Below are 19,926 nucleotides of genomic sequence, written 5' to 3' on the forward strand. Positions count from 1 at the left end.
GGGTTGCGCGGACTGCCGCGACATGGCGGCGAGGGCTGGCGCACCACGGCGGCAAGGCAGGCCCGGCCTCCGCGCCCGATCGTCGTGGGGCGCGGCCGGCCGGTTCGGCGAGTTGTGCTCCGGATGCCGCCGGGGCGGGAGGCTCACCCGGCGGCATCCGGCGTCTCAGGGGCGGATGACCTCGGCGATCGCGTCGATGCCGCGGTCCAGCTCCTCGCGGGTGATCACCAGCGGCGGCGCCACGCGCAGCGTGCGCTCGTGCGTCTCCTTGCACAGCACGCCGCGCCCGGCCAGGGCTTCCGACGCCTCGCGGCCCGACGGCCCGCCCGGGGCGATGTCGAGGCCCGCCCACAGGCCGCGGCCGCGGACCTCGGACAGCCCGTGGCCGATCAGCGAGTTCAGCCGTGCGTGCAGGTGCGCGCCCAGCTCCGTCGAGCGCTGCTGGAACTCGCCCGTGGCGAGGAGCTTGACCACCGCGCGGCCGATCGCGCAGGCCAGGGGGTTGCCGCCGAACGTCGAGCCGTGCTCGCCCGGCTTCAGCACGCCCAGCACGTCGCGGCGGCCGACCACCGCGGACACCGGCATGATGCCGCCGCCGAGGGCCTTGCCGAGGGTGTACACGTCGGCGCGGACGCCTTCGTGGTCCAGCGCCAGCACCGTGCCCGTGCGGGCCAGGCCGGACTGGATCTCGTCGGCGATCAGCAGCACGCCGTGCTCGTCGCAGGCCGCGCGGACGTCGGCGAAGTAGCCCTCCGGCGGCACGATCACGCCGGCCTCGCCCTGCACCGGCTCCAGCAGCACCGCGGCGGTGCGCGGGGTGATCGCGTCGCGCAGCGCGGCCGCGTCGCCGTACTTCACCGTGACGAAGCCCGGCGTGAACGGGCCGAAGTCGGCGCGCGCGGTCTCGTCGGTCGAGAAGGACACGATCGTGGTGGTCCGGCCGTGGAAGTTCGAGCCCGCGACGATGATCTCGGCGGTGCCGTCCGCCACGCCCTTGACCCGGTGCGCCCACTTCCGGGCGATCTTCACCGCGGACTCGACGGCTTCGGCGCCGGAGTTCATCGGCAGCACCAGCTCGGTGCCGGTCAGCTCGGCCAGCTCGCGGCAGAACAGGCCCAGCTGGTCGTGGTGGAACGCCCGCGACGTCAGCGTGACGCGGCCGAGCTGGTCCACGGCGGCGGCGACCAGGTCCGGGTGGCGGTGGCCGAAGTTCAGGGCCGAGTAGCCGGACAGGAAGTCCAGGTAGGAGCGGCCTTCGACGTCGGTCACCGAAGCTCCGGACGCTTCCGCGATCACGACGGGCAGGGGGTGGTAGTTGTGCGTGCTCCACCGCTCGTCGAGCTCGATGAAGCTCGCGGCGGTGGGGGCGGCGGTCTCCCGGCCGGCGAACGTCGTCATGCGTTCAGGTTAAAGGCAGAAGACGCAGAGTTCAGCCGGGAATCGTTGCTTTCACCCGTCTTTCGTTGCGCAATCCGCGGGTAACACCCCCGAAACAGTGCGCGCCGGTTGACGAGCCCATCGGTAAGCCGTAACTTACGGTTCGTGGCGACTTACGGAAGCGACCAGCTGGCCGCGCTGGCCGACCCGTCGCGGCGCGCGATCGTCGAAGCGCTCCGCGCCGGGCCGCGCGCGGTCGGCGAGCTGGCCGCGGACCTGCCGATCAGCCGCCCGGCCGTCTCCCAGCACCTGAAGGTGCTCAAGGAAGCCGGCCTGGTCGCCGACCGGGCCGAGGGCACGAAGCGGCTGTACCGCCTCGAGCCCGACGGCATCGCCGCGGTGCGCGCCTACCTCGACCGGATGTGGTCGGACGCGCTGCGCTCGTTCGCCGAGCACGCCGAAGCCACCGAAACCGCCGAACCCACCGAAGAGGAGCAGTCATGACCCTGGAACCGATCCGCAAGACGATCACCGTCGCCTGCTCGCGCGAGCACGCGTTCAAGACCTACACCGAGGCCTTCGACAGCTGGTGGCCGCGGCAGCACCACCTGGGCGAAGCCGACCTCGCCGAGGCTGTCCTGGAGCCGAAGCCCGGCGGGCGCTGGTACGAGAAGACCGTGGACGGCGCCGAGTGCCAGTGGGGCGAGGTGCTCGTCTGGGAGCCACCCGCCCGGGTGGTCCTGTCGTGGCGCATCGACGGCGACTGGCGGATCGACGCCGACCCGGCGCACGCCAGTGAGATCGAGGTCAGGTTCGTCGAAGAAGGCCCGCGCTCGACCCGCGTCGAACTGGAGCACCGCGGCTTCGAGCGGCACGGCGAAACCGGCGCCAAGGTGCGCGAAGGCGTCTCCGGTGAGGGCGGGCACGGCGCGCTGTTGAACCTCTTCGCCGAGAAAGCCGCGGCTTGAGCGGGTAGCTTCGCTGGATGGCCAAGAAGGACGCAGGAAGCCGGGTCCGGGACGCGCTGCGCGTCGGCGCGGAGCTGCCGGACCCGGGTTCGACCCCGGTGGGGCCGGGCAAGAAGCCGAAGGCCGTCGCGAAGCTCGACAGCGCCGGCGAGCGGTTGTCGGCGCTGCAGGAGGCGCTCTACGCCGAGGGCATCGGCGGCGGGCAGCGCAGCGTGCTGCTGGTGCTGCAGGGCATGGACACCTCCGGCAAGGGCGGCACGGTCTCGCACGTGCTCGGCCTGGTCAACCCGATGGGTGTCCACTACGCCGGGTTCAAGGCGCCCACGCCGGCCGAGCGGCGCCACCACTACCTGTGGCGGATCCGCAAGCAGCTGCCCAAGCCCGGCCAGATCGGCGTCTTCGACCGCTCGCACTACGAGGACATCCTGGTGCCGCGGGTGTCCGGGCTGCTGACCGCGGCCGAGCGCCGCCGCCGCTACGGCGAGATCAACGCGTTCGAGCAGGAGCTGACGGACGCGGGCACGACCGTCGTCAAGGTGTTCCTGCACATCTCCCCGGAGGAGCAGCTCAAGCGGCTGAAGGCCCGGCTGGTGACGCCCGAGAAGCGCTGGAAGTACAACCCGGGCGACCTCGAGGCGCGCTCGCACTGGCCGGCCTACCAGGAGGCCTACGCCGACATCTTCAAGAAGACGTCGACCGCCCACGCTCCCTGGTACGTCGTGCCCGCCGACCACAAGTGGTACCGGAACTGGGCCGTCGCCGAACTGCTGATCGAAACCCTCACGGAGCTGAAGCCGACGTTCCCGGAGCCGGACTACGACGTCGCCGAGGAGCTGGCGAAGCTGAAGGGCGTTGGCGTACCCGCGTGATCGTCTGAAAGAGTGCGGACGTGACCGATGTCGACGACCTCCCGTTCCTCCGCAAGCAGGCCCGGACCCAGCGCTTCACCCTCGGCGCGCCGAAGGAGTTCCGGGTCGCCCCGGACGCCTCGCGCGTGCTGTTCCTGCGCGCGGAGTCGGGCACCGACCCCCGGCACAGCCTCTGGTCGGCCGACCTCGCGACCGGCGCCGAGACGAAGCTCGTGGACGCCGCCGAGCTGCTGCCCGGCGAGGAGGAGCTGCCCGCCGAGGAGCGCGCGCGGCGCGAACGCGCCCGCGAAACCGGCGGTGGCGTCGTCCACTACGGAGTCGACGCGGGCTTCACGGTCGCCGCGTTCTCGCTCTCGGGCAAGCTCTACACCCTGGACCTCGCGTCCGGCGAGGTGACGCTGCGCGTCGACGGCGCCGTCATCGACCCGCGGCCCAGCCCGACCGGGACGCACGTCGCGTACGTGCAGAACCGGCGGCTGCACGTCATGGAGCTGGCCACCGGCGACGACCGCGTGCTGGTCGAGGAGGACGGCGAGGACATCGCCTGGGGCCTCGCCGAGTTCATCGCGGCCGAGGAGATGGACCGCACCCGCGGCTACTGGTGGGCCCCGGACGGCCGGAGCGTCCTCGCCGAGCGTTCCGACCGCGGCCCGGTGCCGCGCTGGACCATCGCCGACCCGGCCAACCCGCAGAACCCGGCCAACGTCGTCGCGTACCCGGCCGCGGGCACCACGAACGCGCTGGTTTCGCTTTCCGTGCTCGGCCTCGACGGCTCCCGCGTGGACGTCGCGCCGGGGGAGTGGGAGTACCTGGCCTCGGTGCACTGGTCGGCCGGCGGCGCGCCGCTGCTCGCCGTGCAGCCGCGCGACCAGAAGCGGATGGACGTCCTGGCCCTGGACGTCGCCGACGGCTCGACGTCGGTGCTGCACACCGCGTCCGACCAGCAATGGATCGACATCGTCGGCGGCGTCCCGGCGTGGACGCCGGACGGCCGCCTGGTCGTCGAGGGCATGGTGGACGGCGACCACCGGCTGTTCGTCGGCGGCGAGGCCGTCACGCCGGCCGGGCTGCAGCTGCGCGCCGTCCTCGACGTCGGCGAGGAGATCCTGTTCAGCGCCTCCGAAGACGACCCGACGCAGATCCACGTGTTCCGGACCGAGGGCGCGTCGATCCGCCGTCTGTCCACTGTGGACGGCGTGCACGTCGGGTCCGGGAACGCGGCGGTCACCGTGCTTTCGTCGTGGAGCCTCGAACACAGCGGGCCCCGGGTTTCGGTGCTGCGCGACGGCTCGCCGGTGGTGTCGATCGAGGCGTCCACTGTGGACCCGGACATCGTGCCGAACCTGACCTGGCTGACGCTGGGGGAGCGGGGGCTGCGCGCGACGCTGCTCCTGCCGCGCGGGTACGAGCCGAGCGAGGGCAAGCTGCCGGTGCTGCTCGACCCGTACGGCGGCCCGCACGCCCAGCGCGTCCTGCAGAGCCGCAACGCGTTCCTGACGTCGCAGTGGCTGGCCGACCAGGGCTTCGCGGTGCTCGTCGCGGACGGCCGCGGCACGCCGGGCCGCGGTGCGGTGTGGGAGCGCGAGATCGCCGGACGCCTCGCCGACGTGACGCTGCAGGACCAGGTGGACGCGCTGCAAGCGGCGGCCGCTCGGTTCCCGGAGCTGGATGTGGAGCGCGTCGCGATCCGGGGCTGGTCCTACGGCGGGTACCTGTCGGCGCTGGCGGTGCTGCGCCGGCCGGACGTGTTCCACGCGGCGGTCGCGGGCGCGCCGGTCACCGACTGGTCGCTGTACGACACGCACTACACCGAGCGGTACCTGGGCAAGCCACAGGACGAAGTCGAGAGCTACGCGCACAACTCGCTGATCGAAAGTGCTGCGGAATTGAGCCGCGCGCTGCTGATCGTGCACGGGCTGGCCGACGACAACGTGTTCGTCGCGCACTCGTTGCGGCTGTCGTCGGCGTTGCTGGCGAAGGGGCGGCCGCACGTCTTCCTGCCGCTGGCCGGCGCCACCCACATGACACCGCAGGCCGAAGAGGTCGCGGAGAACCTGATGCGCACGCAGGTCGACTGGCTGCTGCGTGAGCTTTCCGCCGTCGAAAAGGAGACCGCATGAGCCGCTGGGGCCTCACGATCCCGTTGACCGGCGTGCCGCTGACGGCGCACCGCGAGATGGTCGAGCAGCTGCCGGACCTGGGCTACACCGACGCGTGGACGGCGGAGACGGCGGGCACCGACGCGTTCACGCCGCTGGTGCTGGCTTCGCAGTGGGCGCCGCAGCTGCGCCTCGGCACGGCGATCGTCCCGGTGTACACGCGCGGCCCGGGCCTGCTGGCGATGCAGGCGGCGACGGTCGCGGAGCTGGCGCCCGGCCGGTTCGTCCTCGGCATCGGCGCGTCGTCCCCGGTGATCGTCTCCCAGTGGAACGCGGCCTCCTTCGAAGAACCGTTCGCGCGGACGCGGGACACGCTGCGGTTCCTGCGGTCGGCGCTGGCGGGGGAGAAGGTCACCGAGAAGTACGACACGTTCGCGGTGTCGAAGTTCCGGCTGGAGCGCCCGGCCGACCCGCCGCCGTCGATCATGCTGGCGGCGTTGCGACCCGGCATGCTTCGCCTCGCGGCTCGCGAGGCCGACGGCGCGATCACGAACTGGCTGGCGGCTTCGGACGTGCCCCAGGTGCGGTCGGTGATCGGCCCGGACGTCGAGCTGGCGGCCCGGATCTTCGTCTGCCCCACGGAGGACGCGGAGGCGGCGCGTGGCCTGGGCCGGATGCTGATCTCGAGCTACCTGACGGTCCCGGTGTACGCGGCGTTCCACGAGTGGCTCGGCCGCGGCGAGGCCCTGGCCCCGATGCACGAGGCGTGGGCGGCCGGGGACCGGCAGAAGGCGAACCAGGTGATCCCGGACTCGGTCGTCGACGAGCTGGTGATCCACGGCAGCGTGGAGTCGTGCCGGGAGCAGGTCCAGTCCTATGTGGACAACGGCCTGACGACGCCGATCATCGCGCTGCTTCCGACCGGCGGGGACCCCTTCGAGCAGGTGCGCGGCCTGGCGCCGCGCTGATATTCCGTTGCCGCCTCCGGCGCCCGGGTGTTTCCTGGGCGCCGGAGGAGGACGGATGAGACGGAAGACGCCGCCGGAGAAGAAGCGGCTCAGCTACCTCAAGGACCGGCGCGACGCGTACGGCGAGAACGACAAGTCGTCGCGCAAGAACCTGGCGCGCAGCAAGGCGTTCGCGCGGCGCACCAACCGCGCGCGGGAAAGCCTGGCGTTGCGGGCGGCGACCGGCGACCCGGACGAGGTCCGCGCCGAAGCGGCCGAGCTGCGGCTGCTGGGGAAACGCCGCGAGGTGAAGCGCAAGTGGCCGGACATCCCGCTCGTCGAGTACGTGGAGTGGAAGGTCGAACGCCGCGCCGAGCGGGAAGACGGCCGGGCCGGCCGTCTTGAGGACGCGCTCGGCCGGGTGCAGCGGCGGCTCGGACGGCCGGACCGCTAGGCGAAGACCGCGGTCGCGAGGAGCAGCCCGAGTGCTCCCGAAGCCAGGCCCGCGACCACCGTCACCAGGACGTTCAGCACCGCGTACAGCCGCGTCTTCTCCAGGAACAGCCGGACGGTCTCGTAGCCGAACGTCGAGAACGTCGTGAGGCCGCCGCAGAAGCCCACCGCCACCAGCGCGCGCACCGACGACGGCTCCGCGCCGTGCAGGAGCCAGCCGCTCAGGAAGCCCAGGATGAACGATCCCACGATGTTCACCGTCAGCGTCCCGAACGGGAACGGGGAGTCGCGCCACGCCTGGACCCGCCGGTCGGTCAGGTAGCGCAGGATCGACCCCGCCGCTCCGCCGACGGCCACCAGGACGAGCGTCACTCCGCCCGCCCCACGTAGCGGACCACCTCGACCTGGTCGAGCGTCACCAGGCCTTCGCCGATCAGCTCGTCCAGCTGCGGCAGGAACGCGCGCAGCTTCTCCTCGCGGTCGATGATCACGATGACCACCGGCAGGTCCTCCGACAGCGAGAGGATCCGCGTCGTGTGGATCAGCGACGACGCGCCGTAGCCTTCGACGCCGCGGAGCACCGAGGCGCCCGCGAGGCCGGCGTCGCGGGCCCGGCGGACGATCTCGTGGTAGAGCGGCTTGTGGTGCCAGTGGTCGTCTTCGCCGATGTAGATCGTCAGGCGGGTGGCCGGTCCTTCCATCAGCGTCCCTTCCGGATCGCGCGGGTCGCCGTCAGGCCGGCGGTCACCGCCGCGAGGCAGAACACCACCGACGCCAGCGCGTAGGCGAGCGAACCCAGTATCCGCCCGGTCGTCGCCGCGTCGAGGGTGTCGGTCACGAACGTGGAGAACGTCGTGAAGCCGCCGAGGATCCCGACGCCGAGGAACGGCCGGAGCAGGTGGTGGGGGCGGGCGGTGGTGGTCAGCAGGGCCATCAGGACGCCGATGAGCAGGCAGCCGAGGACGTTGGTGAGCAGCGTCGCGACGGCGAACTCGCCGCGGGCGTGCGGGAGCGCCGCGGACAGGCCGTAGCGGGCGAGGCTGCCCAGCGCGCCGCCGGCGCCGATGGCCGCCAGGACGTCCCACCGGGGCACGTGATCACCTCCTCGCGGTGAACCTACTCCCGATGGCCGACGCGTCCCCGCCACCCGGTCGAGCATCCTGGACGGGGCCAGATGACAGGCAGCCGTCGGTCGCCGTACTGTTGCTCAGCGTAGGCAAGGCAACCCTAAGGAAGGCGGGTACATGCGCGGAGACGGGCTGGCCGGGGGCGACGGCGGCGCGCAACGGCTCGGCGAGCTGATCCCGGCGGCACTGCGCGGAATGGCGGCGGGAGTCGCGGAACGCGGCGGCCCCATCCCGGCCGGCGGCCCGGCCGCGGTAGCGGCGGCGCTGGTCGCGGAGGGTGGCGAGCTGGCCGCCGGGCACGCGGGCCTGGAGACGACCGCGGAGCACGGCTCGGCCCGAGCCGGGGCCGCACCGGCGCAGGCCTCGGCAGCCGCGCTTGCTCCCGAACCCACAGTGCCGGGGGCCGGATCCTTGCCCCGCCCGGCCGCCGAGCGTGGTGGCCTGAGCCCGGCTGATGCGCCGAGCCTCGCTGCCGCACCGGCAGCCGAGCGCCGTGACCGGAAGCCGGCCGCCGAACCCGCGCCCCTCCCATCAACTCTTCCCCGCCGCGGCGTCGGCGCCGAAGCCGCCCTCGAGGAGCTGAGCCGGCTGCTCGCCGCCGGGTCCGCGGATCCCGCCGATCCGGCCTGCGCCGCCCACCTGCACTGCCCGCCCCTCGCCGTGGCCGTGGCCGCCGATGTCGTCGCCAGTGCGCTCAACCCCTCCATGGATTCCTGGGACCAAGCCCCCGTCGCGAGCGAGCTCGAACGCGAGTTCACCACCGGGATCGCCCGGTTGTGCTACCCCGCCGCCGAAACCCCCGACGCCGTCGTGACCACCGGTGGCACCGAATCGAACCTGCTCGGCCTGCTCCTGGCGCGGGAAAACGGCGTCCTCCAGAGCGTCTGCGGCGCGAACGCCCACCACAGTGTCGCCCGCGCGGCCTGGTTGCTCGGCCTGCCCGCGCCGATCGTCGTCCCCTGCGAAGGGGACCGCATGATTCCCGACGCCCTCGCGGAGGTCGCCGGGCCGGGGACCGTCGTCGTCGCGACCGCCGGGACCACCAACACCGGGACCCTCGACCCGCTGCCGGAAATCGCCGAAATCTGCCGCCGGGCAGGGGCCCGGCTGCACGTCGACGCCGCCTACGGCGGCACCGCCCTGTGCAGCGACGCGCTCAAGGACAAGCTCGCCGGGCTCGACCTCGCCGACTCCGTCGCCCTCGACCTGCACAAGTTCGGCTGGCAGCCGGTCGCCGCCGGGCTGTTCGCCGCCCGCGAGGCCGCGGACCTCGCCGCTCTCACCGTCCGGGCCGAGTACCTCAACGCCGACGACGACACTGAGGCCGGCCTGCCGGACCTGCTCGGCCGCTCGATCCGGACCTCGCGCCGGCCGGACGCGTTCCGGATGGCCGTCACCCTGCGCGCGCTCGGGACCGAGGGCCTCGGCGCGCTCGTCGAACGCTGCTGCGCCACCGCGGGTGAGGTCGCCGAGCGGGTCGAGCGGCACCCCGGCCTCCGCCTCTGGGGGCGGCCCGAGCTGTCGACCGTCGTGCTGCGGCCCGTCGCCGCCGACGAGACCGGGGACGACGAGCTCGTCGCCCGCGTCCGCCGCGCGCTCCTGGAAGCGGGCACCGCCGTCATCGGCCGGGCCGCGCTGCCGACCGGTCCCGGCGGCGAAAGCCAGCTGTGGCTCAAGCTGACCCTGCTGCACCCGCACACCACCGCCGAGGACTACCGCCCGCTGCTCGACCGGATCGTCGCCACGGCGTCGGCCGAGCTCGTCGCGCACCGGGAAAGCCCGGTCGCTTCGTGAGGCGCCACCACCTCGCGGGCATCGGCATCGGGCCGTTCAACCTCTCGCTCGCGGCGCTGGCCGCCCCGGTCGCCGGCCTGGACGCGGTGTTCTTCGACGCCCGCCCCGAGTTCCGCTGGCACCCGGGGCTGCTCGTCGACGGCGCGACGCTGCAGGTGCCGTTCCTCGCCGACCTGGTGACGCTGGTCGACCCGACCAGCCCGTTCTCCTTCCTCAACTACCTGCGCGACCGCGGCCGGCTGCTGCCGTTCTACTTCGCCGAGCGGTTCCACATGCCGCGCGTCGAGTACGACGACTACGGCCGGTGGGCGGCGGCCCGGCTGCCGTCGTGCCGGTTCGGCCACGAGGTCACCGGCATCCGCTGGGCGGGCGACGCCTTCGAGCTGACGATCACCGGGGCCGAGCCGGTGCTGGCGGACAACGTCGTGCTCGGCGTCGGGTCGGTGCCGTCGGTGCCGGCGCCCCTGAAGGACCTCGTCGACGATCCGGCCGTGCTCGCGCTGCACTCGGCCGACTACCTGACGCACCGGCAAGAACTCCTCGCCGCCGAGAGCGTCACCGTGGTCGGCTCCGGGCAGTCGGGTGCCGAAGTGGTCCTCGACCTGCTGCGCTCGCGGTCCACTGTGGACGGCGTGCGCTGGCTCGCGCGGACCCCCGCGTTCGCGCCGATGGAGTACTCGAAGCTCGGGCTGGAGCAGTTCACCCCGGACTACACCGCGTACTTCCACGGCCTGCCCGAAGCGGTCCGCGACCGCCTCCTGCCCGCGCAATGGCAGCTGTACAAGGGGATCGACACCGAGACGATCGGCGCGATCCACGACGAGCTGTACCGCCGCAGCATCGCCGGGCCCCCGGGCGCGGTGCTCACCCCCGGCGTCGAAGTCGTCTCGGCGTCCCTTGTGGACGGAGAGGTCGAACTGGGCCTCCGGCACGCGCAACAGGGGCGCGACGCCACCCTGCGCACCGCCGCCGTCGTCGCCGCGACCGGCTACGCGGAGACGCCGACCGGGCCGCTGCTGGCCGGGCTCGGCGACGCCGTCCAGCGCGACGCGCGCGGCCGCCTGGTGGTCGGCGCCGACCACCGCGTCGCCCTCGACGTGCCCGGCGCGCTGTTCGTGCAGAACGCCGAACGGCACACCCACGGTCCCGGCGCGCCCGACCTCGGCCTCGGCGCCTGGCGCGCGGCCGTGATCCTCAACGCCGTGTGCGGCAAGACCGTGCACGACCTGCCCGACCGCACCGCCTTCACCACGTTCGGCCTGGAGGAGAAGTGACCCTCGACGAAGCGGCCGCCTGGCGCGCGGCCGGTGCCCTGATCGTGCACAAGATGCTCGGCGAGCTGTCCTACGAGCACATGCTGGAGCCGGTCGGGGACGGTGGCTCCTGGCGGCTGGAGCTGCCGGACGACGTCGTCTACACGTTCCAGGCGCGACGCGGCGCCTTCGACGCGTGGACGGTCGTCCCGGGCAGTGCGTACCGCTCCGGCGAGCCGGCCACCGACCCGCGCACGCTCGTCGTGGACGCGCGGGAGGTGCTGGGGCTCAGCGGGTTGCGGCTGGCCGACGTCCTGGCCGAGCTGACGGCGACGGTCGCCAACGAGGCTGCCCGCCTGCGCCGCGCGCCGACCGCGGCCGATTTGTCGGCAATGGACTACAACGTGGCCGACGGGCACCTGACCGGCCACCCGCGGCTGGTGCTCAACAAGGGCCGCGTCGGGTTCTCCGCCCGCGACCGCGCGAGCTACGCCCCGGAGGCCGGCTCCGACGTCCGGTTGCGCTGGTTCGCCGTCCACCCCGCGCACGCCGAGTTCCGCTGCGTCGACGAGCTGAGCCGGGACGCGCTGCTCGACGCCGAGCTCGGCGCGCAGCGGGCGGAGTTCGCCGCGCGGGCGCCCGAGGACTACGTCTGGGTGCCGGTCCACCCCTGGCAGGCCGACGAAATCCTCGGCACGCTCTACGCCGCCGAACTCGCCACCGGGGTCATGGTCGACCTGGGCGAGAGCGCGGACGCCTACCGTCCACACCAGACGGTCCGGACCCTGGCCAACGTGAGCGCGCCGGGCCGGCACGACGTCAAGACCGCCGTGTCGGTCCGGAACACGCTGGTCTACCGCGGGCTGAACTCGGCGGCGACGCTCGCCGGGCCGTCGGTGACGTCGTGGCTGCGCCGGATCAGCGCCGCCGACCCGCTGGTCAGCGAGAAGTACCGGTTCGGGCTGCTGGGCGAGGTCGCGAGCGTGTCCGTGCGGCACCCGCTGTTCGGGCACCTGGACGAGCTGCCCTACCGGTTCCACGAGACGCTGGGCGCGTTGTGGCGCGAGCCGCTGGTCGCGCAGCTGACCGAGGGCGAGCGCGCGATTTCCTTCGCCGCGCTGCCTTACCGCGGCCCCGACGGCGTTTCGATGCTGGCGCACCTGATCGGCGGCGGTGACGCGGAAGCGTGGCTGACGCGGCTGTTCGACCTGCTGCTCACTCCGTTGCTGCAGTGGCTGCTGCGCCACGGCGTCGGGTTCTGCCCGCACGGCCAGAACCTCGTCCTGGTCGTCGACGCCGCCGGCGTCCCGCAACGGGTGCTGATCAAGGACTTCGCCCAGGGCGTCGACCTGCTCGACGAGCGGCTGGAGAGCTACGAGTCGCTCCCGCCCGAAGCGGCCGCGGACATGCTGCGCTGGCCCGCGCACCTGCTGGCCCAGTCGCTGTTCAGCTCGGTGTTCTCCGGGCAGTTCCGGTTCTGGGCGGAGGTCCTGCTCGACGAGCTCGGCCTGCCGCGGGCGCGGTTCTGGGCGCCGGTGCGGGAGGTCGTCGGCCGCTACCGCGACGAGAACCCGGACGTCGCCGCCCGGTTCGACGCGTGCCGGCTGTTCGCGCCGGACGTCGAGCGTGTCACGCTCAACCGGGAGCACTTCGCCGGCCAGGGCTTCGACAAGGTGGAACGCGACGACGAGTTCGACGTCCGCTGGGGCAGGGTGCCGAACCCCCTGCACGCCCCGGATCCCGGCGGCGCGTGGTGACGGCGTTCGCGCGCCCGGCCGGCCCGCGGTCGCTGGCCACCCGGCGCGCGGTCGCCGAGGCGGGCGCGGAGGTGCTGCGCGGTGTCCTCGAGGAGGACGGCGCCCGGCTGCTCCTGCTGGTGCCGGACCCGCACGCGCGGTTCGCCGCGGTCGAGCTGGCCGCGCCGTTCGCCGCGTCGGTGCTCGACGACGGGTACGGCATCTGCAGCTACGTCTTCGCGTGGACGCCGTCGCGCGATCCGCTGCCGGAGTCCGGCGTGCTCGGCGGGTACCTCGACGGCTTCGGCGATCTGCGCGCGCGCCCGGACGCGGCGACCGCGATCCCGCTGGGCGATCGGACGTGGGCGGTGGTGTGCGACGCCGAGTGGCCGTCCGGTCAGGCCGCGGAACTGGCCCCGCGCGAGGTGCTGCGCGGCCAGCTCGCGGCGCTGGAAGGCCTGGGACTGGTGCCGTCGGTGGGCATCGAGCACGAGGTGGTGTTCCTCGACGCCGCCGGGTCGCCCCTGACGTCCCATGGCGTCGACTACGCGCTCGGCGGCACCGAGCGCCTGGCGCCGCTGCTTTCCGACGTGCGGACCGCGGTGCACGACGCCGGGCTCGGCGTCGAGTCGGCACGCGCGGAATGCCACCCGGGGCAGTACGAGGTCGTGCTGCGCCACCGCGATGCCCTGGCCGCGTGCGACGACGTGCTGCTGCAGCAGCTGCTCGTGCGCCGGGCCGCCGCCCGCCACGACGTCACGGCGTCCTACCTCGCCGCTCCCTTTCCCGGGCAGGGGAACTCGGGCCACGTGCACCTGTCCCTGTCCACTGTGGACGGTTCACCGCCGGACCTGCTGGGCGGGTTCCTGGCGGGTGTCCTGCGCGACGCGCGGGCGCTGACGGCGGTGTGGGCGCCGACGTGGAACAGCTACGTCCGGCTGCGGACGGCGCCGTTCTCGCCGCGCGAGGTCCGCTGGGGCCACGACGACCGGACGGCCTCGGTGCGGGTGGCCGGGCCGCCGTCGGATCCGCGGCTGGAGTTCCGCTTCGCGGGCGCCGACGCCCAGCCGCACCTGGTCGTCGCGGCGTTGCTGGCGGCCGGCCGGTTCGGGCTGGAGGAAGGGTTGACGCCGCCGGAGCCGGGGGTCGTCTCGGACTCGCTGGCGGGTTCGCCGTGGGAGGCGCTGTCGTCGATGGACCGGGTGGGGGAGCTGCTGGGCCCCGACGTCGCGGCGCAGCTGACGGCGCTGCTCACCGAAGAGATCGAGTCCGGGCTGGACACGGTCACCGGCTGGCAGCGCCGCCGCGGCGCCCTGCGCTCCTGACCGGTTACGCCGGGCGGATGTTCTGGTTGACGTGGAAGACGTTGTCCGGGTCGTACCGCCGCTTCACCTCCGCCAGCCGGTCGTAGTTCGCGCCGTACGACGCCTTCACCCGGTCCTGGCCCTCCTCCATCATGAAGTTGACGTACGCCCCGCCCGCCGACGTCGGGTGCAGTTCCTCCCAGTACGCCCGCGTCCACTGCGAAATCGCTTCGGCCTGCTCCGGCGACGGATCCACCCCGACGATCACGCCCGACCAGCCGCCCGACCGGTGCGGGAACGCCGTCGCGTCCGGCGCCACCCGGCTGGCCGCGCCGTCGATCGGGTACAGGTGCATCGACGAATGCATCGTCGGCAGGTTTTCGCCGTACTTGAGGTGGATGTCGATCGCCGCGTCGGAGATCTCGTGGAACACGTCCGCGCGCCAGTACCACTGCAGCCCGGCCGGGTACAGCGCGTCGAACGCTCCCTGCAACGCCGTGTACGGCATGTCCTGCAGCCCCACCAGCAGCGGCGACCCGAACGAGCGGACCGGTGCCAGCACCTCGTCGGCCTTGTCGTGCGCGCCCGTGTAGCACCAGACGATGGCGCACGCCTTGCGGCTCCACAGCTCCTCCGGGAACGGCGGCGCCGGCGGGATGGTGATCAGCCCGAACCAGCCGTTCAGCTCCTCCGGCAGCGACGGCAGCAGCTCGCGGTACCAGCGCAGCACGTCGGGCGTGTCGGCCAGGTCGTAGAGCACCGGCCCGCCGATCACCACGCCGCGCTCGCCGATGTCGTGGCAGCGGAAGGTGAACGACGTGACGACGCCGAAGTTGCCGCCCCCGCCGCGCAGGGCCCAGAACAGGTCCTGGTGCGAAGACTCCGAAGCGTGCACGAACGAGCCGTCCGCGAGCACGACGTCCGCGCCGAGCAGGTTGTCGATCGTCAGGCCGAAGCGGCGGGCCAGGTAGCCGATGCCGCCGCCGAGCGTCAGGCCCGCGACGCCGGTCGAGGAGATGATGCCCGACGGCGTCGCCATCCCGAACGCGACCGTCGCGTGGTCGACGTCGCCCCACGTGCACCCCGCGTCGGCGCGGACGGTGTGGTCGACCGGGTCGACCGTGGTGCTGCGCAGCCCGGACAGGTCGATGACCAGGGCGCCGTCGGCGACGCCGAGGCCGCCCGCGTTGTGGCCGCCGCCGCGCACGGCCAGGTCCAGGCTCTGTTCGCGCCCGTACCGGACGCAGGTGACGACGTCGGCGGCGTCGCGGCAGTAGGCGATCGCCGCCGGCCGCTTGTCGATCATGGCGTTGTAGACCGCGCGGGCTTCGTCGTAGCCCGGGTCGGCCGGCGTGATGAGGTCGCCGCGCAGCGCGGTGGCCAGTTCCTCGTGCGGCAGTGCGGTGGTGGTCATGGTGCCCCTCTCGGATTTCCCGGTTCGAGGCGAACGTAGGCACCCGGCGTTCGCGCAGCGTTCGGTCCGTTCGCGCCGGTCAGGGCGCGAGCCGAACGCTCAGGTCCGCCTCCGCCCGCCGGCGCAGGGCGACGCTGCCCTGGACGCGGGCCAGCTCGGCGGCCGCCCGCAGGCGGGGGACCGGATCGGCGTCGTGCGCCGCCCGCAGCCGAAGCACCTCCGGCAGCCACCAGCGGTCGTCGCGGGCCTCCCCGGCGGCGAGCGCGGCGTCCAGCGTCGCCCGGGCCGCGGCCGGGTCCGCCAGCTCGGCGACCAGCGTCAGCCAGTACGGCATCCGGGCGAACGAGCCCTCGGCCTTGAGGTTCGCGACGCCCTCCTGCGCCGCGGCCAGCCCGGCCGCGCCGCCGCGGGCCCAGCCGCCCAGCACCAGCGCCCATTCGCGGTAGTAGGCGAAGCCGTACCGGTCGCACAGCGCGTGCAGCTCCGAGACGGCTGCCCACAGGGCCGGCCGGTCGCGGCGCATCTGGTGGGTGATCCCGGCGTACGCCAGCGCGATGGCCAGGCTGTACGGCTGCTCGATCCGGCGGGCCAGCGCGATCGCGTCGGCACTGCTCGCCACGGCCGCGTCGTCGTGGCCGAGCAGCCAGTGGGCGTGCGCGGCCCAGGCCGGGCCGTGCACGTCCGGCCGGGTGCCGATCGGCCACGACGACGCCCCGCGCGTGCGCTCGGCGCCCAGCTCGAAGTGTCGCAGCGCCTCGGCCGGGTCGTGCCCGAGGGTCAGCGAGGAGCCCGCGACGATGAAGTGCGCCGAGCCGCCCTGCTCGGCGCTGGTGCCGGGGACGAGCAGCGTGAGGGCCCGCTCGGCGGCTTGGTGCGCTTCCGCCGTCCGGCCCTGGACGAACCGCGACGACCACAGTTCCAGCAACGCCGTCAGCGCGGACTCCTTGCCGCCCGAGGACTCCGCGAGCGCGAGCGACCGTTCCAGGACGTGTTGCAGCTCCAGGGAGGAGTAGCCCTGGTGGGCGTTGAGCGGCCCGGCGAGCGCTTCGAGGACGTCGAGCTCGGCGCGGTCGCGGTTGCCGCTCGCCGGGCGCGCGCGGACCAGGTCGAGGGCCTCCTTCAGCAGCCGGATCGCCTCGGCGTGGGCGAACGTCCGGGCCGCGACGGCGGCGGCGCGCCGGTAGTGCTCGACGGCCCGGTCGGGCCGCCCGCCGCGGGCGTACTGCTCGGCCAGCTGCGCCGCCACGGCGTCGGGGTCCTCGGCGTGCAGCAGCTCCAGGCCCTGGGCCAGCCGCCGGTGCAGCAGCCACCGCCGCGGCGGGCTGACCTGCTGGTAGGCGGCCTCGCGCAGGAGGTCGTGGGTGAAGTCGTAGCCGCCGCCGACCTCGCGCACGATCCGGCGCCGCCACAGCTCGTCGACGGCCTCGACGACGGTGTCGGCGTCGAGGTCGCTCGCCTCGGTGAGCAGCTCGAGGGTGAAGTCCCGGCCGGCCGCGGCGGCGAGCCCGGCGACTTCGCGGGCCGCCGGGCCGGGCTGTTCGAGGCGGGCCCGCAGCACGCCGTCCAGCCGTCCGGACGGCGGGGAAGCGTTGGTGCGCAACGCTTCCACGACGTAGAGCGGGAACCCGCCGGTGGCCGCGTGCAGCAGCGTGCGGTCCGACGCGGACAACGGGCGCCCGGCCACCGCTTCGCCGAGCTGCGCGGTGCCGTCGGCGTCGAACGGGCGCAGCGGCAGCTCGGTCAGCTTGCCGTCGTCGCGCAACCGGCCGGTCCAGGCGGCCACGCCGGGGTCGAGGTCGCCGTCGCGCAGGGTTCCCGCGACCAGCAGCGGCGCGTCCGGCAGGAGACCGAGGCAGAACGCGAGGAACGCGCCCGTCTCCTCGTCGCACCACTGCGCGTTGTCGAGCACCAGCAGGACCGGCCGTCCGCCGGCGGTGAGCGCGCGGGCGAGCCCTTCGAAGAACCGCAGGCGCTGCCACGCGTCGACCGTCGGGTGGCCGCCCCCGGCCGGGCGCGCGGCCGGCCGCAGCCGGTCGACTTCGGCGCGCCACCCCGGGTCGAGGGCCGCCGCCGCCCGCTGCACCGCGGGGGTGCGCAGCCAGTCGGCCACCGGCGCCAGCGGGAGCCGGCCGGCCGAGCCGAAGCAGCGGCCGGTGGCCACGACGGCGCCTTCCGCGCGCGCCAGGCCGGCGAGCTCGGTGACGAGCCGCGTCTTGCCGACCCCGGCGTCGCCACGCACGAGGACGATCCCGGCGCGGCCCGCGGCGGCCGCGTGCCACCGCCGGCCGAGCCGGGCCAGCTCGGCCGTCCGGCCGACGAGCCCGGTGGCCGCGGAGCGGCGGACCTCGGGACCGGGCCGGGCGAGCAGCCGGCGCAGCGCCGCGCGGGTCGGCTCGGCCGGGACGACGCCGAGCTCGCGTTCGAGGACCGACGCGCACCGGTGGTACGTGCTCACCGCGCCCGCGCGGTCGCCGGCGTCGGCCTGCAGCCCCATCAGCGTCCGGTAGCCGGTCTCTTCGAGCGGGCGCAGGCGGATCCGGCGGCGGGCCGCGGCGAGCGCGGCGGCCGGGTCGCCCGCGGGGGTCCGGCAGATCAGGTCGCACAGCTCGACGCACTGGCGGTCGAGCTCGGCGCGGGCCGCCAGGACCCAGTCGTCGGCCAGGCCGGGCAGCAGCTCGCCGCGGTAGGCCGCGAGCGCGGCCTGGGCGTGGGCGACGGCTTCGCCGGGGTCTTCGGCGGCCAGCGCGGCCCGGCGGGCGACGTCGAACTCCCGCACGTCCACCCGGCTCGACGGCGTGTCCCGCCAGCACAGGTCCTGCCCGGTGACGGCGAGCGAGGGCAGGTCGCCGAGGACGCGGCGCAGCTGGTGCAGCTCGCGGCGGAGGTTGGTCAGCGCCTGTGCGTCGGTGGAGTCCGGCCAGAACAGCCCGGCCAGCAGGCGGCGCGGCTGGGCCAGCCCGGCGTGCACGACGAGGTGGGCCACGAGCGCGACCGAGCGCGGCGACCGCGTCAGCACGGTGCCGGTGGCGTCGTCGGCGATCACCTGCTCGCCCAGCAGCGAGACGCGCAGCACCCGGTCACGCTAGCCCGGAAACCGATCCGCGCGCGGATCTTCACCGGCGGGGGGTTGCGCCGGGGCGCCCGGGTGCGCAGGCTCGACACCGTGAGCGAGCACGAGTACGACCTCATCGTCATCGGTTCGGGCCCCGGCGGCCAGAAGGCCGCGATCGCCGCGGCGAAGCTGGGCAAGCGGGTGGCGGTCGTGGACCGGCACGACATGGTCGGCGGGGTGTGCGTCAACACGGGCACGATCCCGTCCAAGACGCTGCGCGAAGCGGTGCTCTACCTGACGGGCATGAACCAGCGCGAGCTCTACGGCGCGAGCTACCGCGTCAAGCAGGACATCACGATCGCCGACCTGCTGGCGCGCACGCAGCACGTCGTCGGGCGCGAGGTCCAGGTCGTGCGGGCGCAGCTGCTGCGCAACCACGTCGACCTGATCCCCGGCACCGGCTCGTTCGCCGACCCGCACACGGTGGTCGTCGAGAGCAAGCACCCCGGCGACCGCCGGACGCTGAGCGCGGACTACGTCGTGATCGCCACCGGCACCCGCCCGGCGCGCCCGCCCCAGGTGGACTTCGACGCCGCGCGCGTGCTCGACTCCGACGAGATCCTGCGGCTCGAGCAGATCCCGTCGTCGCTGGTCGTGGTGGGCGCCGGGGTGATCGGGATCGAGTACGCGTCGATGTTCGCCGCGCTCGGCTCGCGCGTCACGGTGGTCGAGCAGCGCGACCAGATGCTCGACTTCTGCGACCCGGAGATCGTGGAGTCGCTGAAGTTCCAGCTGCGCGACCTCGGCGTCACGTTCCGCTTCGGCGAGAAGGTCGCCGACGTCGCGGTGTCCGACGACGCGACGATCACGACGCTGGTCAGCGGCAAGCGCATCCCGGCCGACGGCGTCATGTACTCCGCGGGCCGCCAGGGCATGACGGGCGAGCTGGCCCTGGAGGCGGCGGGCCTGCAGGCGGACGAGCGCGGCCGGCTCGTGGTCGACGAGCACTACCGCACCGAGGTCCCGCACGTGTACGCGGTCGGCGACGTGATCGGCTTCCCGGCGCTCGCGGCGACGTCGATGGACCAGGGCCGGCTGGCGGCGTACCACGCGTTCGGCGAACCGGCGAACGGCCTGGGCGCGCTGCAGCCGATCGGCATCTACACGATCCCGGAGATCTCGTACGTCGGCTCGACGGAGGCCCAGCTGACGTCGTCGTCGGTGCCGTACGAGGTCGGCATCGCGCGTTACCGCGAGCTGGCGCGCGGCCAGATCACCGGCGACAGCTACGGGATGCTGAAGCTCCTGGTGTCCACCAAGGACCGGAAGCTGCTCGGGGTGCACGTGTTCGGCACGGGCGCGACGGACCTGGTCCACATCGGACAGGCGGTGATGGGCTGCGGCGGCACGGTCGACTACCTGGTGGACGCGGTCTTCAACTACCCGACGCTGTCGGAGGCGTACAAGGTGGCCGCGTTGGACGCGACCAACAAGATCCGGGCGCTGGACCGCTTCTCGTCCTGAACCGCCCCA

The 19,926-nt window shown here is 73.8% G+C and carries 17 protein-coding genes; 11 read left to right on the forward strand and 6 right to left on the reverse strand.

The window, feature by feature from the left end:
• Positions 1-165 precede the first annotated feature (165 nt).
• Positions 166-1,398 (reverse strand): ornithine--oxo-acid transaminase, encoded by a 1,233-nt coding sequence (rocD, locus tag ACIRSS_RS02840; protein ID WP_400889853.1) that lies wholly within the window; start codon positions 1,396-1,398, stop codon positions 166-168.
• Positions 1,399-1,542: 144 nt separating this feature from the next.
• Between rocD and ACIRSS_RS02845 the strand changes: the two genes are divergently transcribed.
• The 6 genes from ACIRSS_RS02845 to ACIRSS_RS02870 are packed head-to-tail and all read left to right on the forward strand — an operon-like array spanning position 1,543 to position 6,714.
• The gene (locus ACIRSS_RS02845; RefSeq protein WP_400889855.1) at positions 1,543-1,881 is read left to right on the forward strand and encodes an ArsR/SmtB family transcription factor; all 339 of its coding nucleotides are present in this window, start codon (positions 1,543-1,545) and stop codon (positions 1,879-1,881) included.
• The gene (locus ACIRSS_RS02850) at positions 1,878-2,345 is read left to right on the forward strand and encodes an SRPBCC family protein (RefSeq protein ID WP_400889857.1); all 468 of its coding nucleotides are present in this window, start codon (positions 1,878-1,880) and stop codon (positions 2,343-2,345) included. The genes ACIRSS_RS02845 and ACIRSS_RS02850 overlap by 4 nt, the downstream gene beginning before the upstream one ends.
• 17 nt (positions 2,346-2,362) lie before the next feature.
• Positions 2,363-3,214 (forward strand): polyphosphate kinase 2 family protein, encoded by an 852-nt coding sequence (locus ACIRSS_RS02855; RefSeq protein ID WP_400889859.1) that lies wholly within the window; start codon positions 2,363-2,365, stop codon positions 3,212-3,214.
• A gap of 20 nt (positions 3,215-3,234) precedes the next feature.
• The gene (locus ACIRSS_RS02860) at positions 3,235-5,334 is read left to right on the forward strand and encodes a prolyl oligopeptidase family serine peptidase (protein ID WP_400889861.1); all 2,100 of its coding nucleotides are present in this window, start codon (positions 3,235-3,237) and stop codon (positions 5,332-5,334) included.
• Positions 5,331-6,281 carry an LLM class F420-dependent oxidoreductase gene (locus ACIRSS_RS02865; RefSeq protein WP_400889863.1) on the forward strand — a complete coding sequence of 317 codons (951 nt, stop codon included), beginning with the start codon at positions 5,331-5,333 and terminating at the stop codon, positions 6,279-6,281. Before ACIRSS_RS02860 ends, ACIRSS_RS02865 begins: the two co-directional genes overlap by 4 nt.
• 55 nt (positions 6,282-6,336) lie before the next feature.
• Entirely contained in the window at positions 6,337-6,714 is a 378-nt protein-coding gene (locus ACIRSS_RS02870) for a hypothetical protein (RefSeq protein WP_400889865.1), read from the forward strand.
• Here ACIRSS_RS02870 and crcB read toward each other — a convergent pair.
• Genes crcB through ACIRSS_RS02885 form a run of 3 tightly spaced genes read right to left on the reverse strand, consistent with a single transcriptional unit; the run spans position 6,711 to position 7,806 of the window.
• Positions 6,711-7,085 carry a fluoride efflux transporter CrcB gene (gene crcB / locus ACIRSS_RS02875; protein ID WP_400889867.1) on the reverse strand — a complete coding sequence of 125 codons (375 nt, stop codon included), beginning with the start codon at positions 7,083-7,085 and terminating at the stop codon, positions 6,711-6,713. The genes ACIRSS_RS02870 and crcB overlap by 4 nt on opposite strands.
• Entirely contained in the window at positions 7,082-7,414 is a 333-nt protein-coding gene (locus ACIRSS_RS02880; RefSeq protein WP_400889869.1) for a DUF190 domain-containing protein, read from the reverse strand. The genes crcB and ACIRSS_RS02880 overlap by 4 nt, the downstream gene beginning before the upstream one ends.
• Positions 7,414-7,806, reverse strand: coding sequence for a fluoride efflux transporter FluC (locus tag ACIRSS_RS02885; protein WP_400889871.1), 393 nt, complete (start codon positions 7,804-7,806; stop codon positions 7,414-7,416). The genes ACIRSS_RS02880 and ACIRSS_RS02885 overlap by 1 nt, the downstream gene beginning before the upstream one ends.
• Positions 7,807-7,957: 151 nt before the next feature.
• Here ACIRSS_RS02885 and ACIRSS_RS02890 point away from each other — a divergent pair, with 151 nt between their 5' ends.
• Genes ACIRSS_RS02890 through ACIRSS_RS02905 form a run of 4 tightly spaced genes read left to right on the forward strand, consistent with a single transcriptional unit; the run spans position 7,958 to position 13,948 of the window.
• Positions 7,958-9,634 (forward strand): pyridoxal phosphate-dependent decarboxylase family protein, encoded by a 1,677-nt coding sequence (locus ACIRSS_RS02890; RefSeq protein ID WP_400889873.1) that lies wholly within the window; start codon positions 7,958-7,960, stop codon positions 9,632-9,634.
• On the forward strand, positions 9,631-10,908 hold the full coding sequence (locus ACIRSS_RS02895; protein WP_400889875.1) for a lysine N(6)-hydroxylase/L-ornithine N(5)-oxygenase family protein: 1,278 nt from the start codon (positions 9,631-9,633) through the stop codon (positions 10,906-10,908). The genes ACIRSS_RS02890 and ACIRSS_RS02895 overlap by 4 nt, the downstream gene beginning before the upstream one ends.
• Entirely contained in the window at positions 10,905-12,644 is a 1,740-nt protein-coding gene (locus ACIRSS_RS02900; RefSeq protein ID WP_400889877.1) for an IucA/IucC family protein, read from the forward strand. The genes ACIRSS_RS02895 and ACIRSS_RS02900 overlap by 4 nt, the downstream gene beginning before the upstream one ends.
• Positions 12,641-13,948 (forward strand): glutamine synthetase, encoded by a 1,308-nt coding sequence (locus tag ACIRSS_RS02905; protein WP_400893354.1) that lies wholly within the window; start codon positions 12,641-12,643, stop codon positions 13,946-13,948. The genes ACIRSS_RS02900 and ACIRSS_RS02905 overlap by 4 nt, the downstream gene beginning before the upstream one ends.
• A 4-nt stretch (positions 13,949-13,952) precedes the next feature.
• Here ACIRSS_RS02905 and ACIRSS_RS02910 read toward each other — a convergent pair whose 3' ends face one another.
• Positions 13,953-15,341, reverse strand: coding sequence for an FAD-binding oxidoreductase (locus tag ACIRSS_RS02910; protein WP_400889879.1), 1,389 nt, complete (start codon positions 15,339-15,341; stop codon positions 13,953-13,955).
• Positions 15,342-15,420: 79 nt separating this feature from the next.
• Positions 15,421-18,414 carry an ATP-binding protein gene (locus ACIRSS_RS02915; protein ID WP_400889881.1) on the reverse strand — a complete coding sequence of 998 codons (2,994 nt, stop codon included), beginning with the start codon at positions 18,412-18,414 and terminating at the stop codon, positions 15,421-15,423.
• A gap of 90 nt (positions 18,415-18,504) precedes the next feature.
• Here ACIRSS_RS02915 and sthA point away from each other — a divergent pair, with 90 nt between their 5' ends.
• Entirely contained in the window at positions 18,505-19,917 is a 1,413-nt protein-coding gene (sthA, locus tag ACIRSS_RS02920) for a Si-specific NAD(P)(+) transhydrogenase (protein ID WP_400889883.1), read from the forward strand.
• The last annotated feature ends 9 nt before the right edge of the window (positions 19,918-19,926 follow it).

Origin of the sequence: Amycolatopsis sp. NPDC101161, from assembly GCF_044768185.1 — a bacterium.
Lineage (GTDB): Bacteria > Actinomycetota > Actinomycetes > Mycobacteriales > Pseudonocardiaceae > Amycolatopsis.